This window comes from Nitratidesulfovibrio oxamicus (genome assembly GCF_015731765.1).
Taxonomy (GTDB): Bacteria; Desulfobacterota; Desulfovibrionia; order Desulfovibrionales; family Desulfovibrionaceae; genus Cupidesulfovibrio; species Cupidesulfovibrio oxamicus.
Map to the genome: position 1 here is coordinate 1 of NZ_VRYY01000667.1, position 863 is coordinate 863.

The following is an 863-nucleotide window of genomic DNA, read 5'->3' on the forward strand; positions in this document are numbered from 1 at the left end:
CGCCCCCCGGCAGGGGGATGCGGGCCAGCCGCCCCAGCCGCTGGTGGTCCAGCGCCACGTTGTCCACGTACAGCAGTTCGCCCCCCCACACCGTGCCGTCGTCGCCGTGGCCGGTGCCGTCAAGGGCCAGCCCCAGGGCCGGGCCGTCGTGCCGGTTTTCGGCCAGCACGGCGTGGATGTGCGCGAAGTGGTGTTGCAGGGTCAGCACGGGCAGGCCGCTCTGTTCTGCTTCCGCCGTGGTCATGTAGTCGGGGTGCAGGTCGCGCACCACGGCCTGCGGGGTCACCTGCAGAATGTGCGGCAGGTGCGCGGCGATCTCGCGGTGAAAGCCCAGGGTTTCCAGGTTGTGCATGTCGCCGATGTGCTGGCTGACAAAGGCCTTGTCGCCCCGGGTGACGCACAGGGTGTTCTTGAGTTCCGGCCCCATGGCCAGCACGCACGGCCCGTCGCCCGAAAGGAACACCGGGCGGGGAGTGAAGCCGCGCGCACGGCGCAGGAACTGCGGCGCGCCGGTGACCGGGTTGACCCGCGTCACCGAATCGTCGGTGCGGATCAGGATGTCGCGGTCGTGCAGCAGGAACACGTCGGCAATGGACGACAGGCGGCGCAGCGCCTCGCGGTTGCCGAGGCAGATGGGCTCGCCGCCCGCGTTGCCGGATGTCATCACCAGCGCGGCCACGCGGCCTTCCGGCAGCAGCGCGCCGTACAGGCGCAGCAGCACGTGGTGCAGGGGCGTGTAGGGCAGCATCACCCCCACGTAGGGCGTGTCCGGCGAAATGAGGGGCGAAATGGGTTGCGGGGTGCGGGGCGCATCGGGATCGAGGGCCAGCGGGCTGCCGTCGCCGGACCGGGCCGCGCCGTGC

1 protein-coding gene is annotated in these 863 nt (G+C 71.5%); it reads right to left on the reverse strand.

What is annotated here, in order from left to right:
* Positions 1-863 (reverse strand): Sua5/YciO/YrdC/YwlC family protein (locus FVW20_RS17015; protein ID WP_231039206.1); only part of this gene is annotated, 863 nt, incomplete at both ends.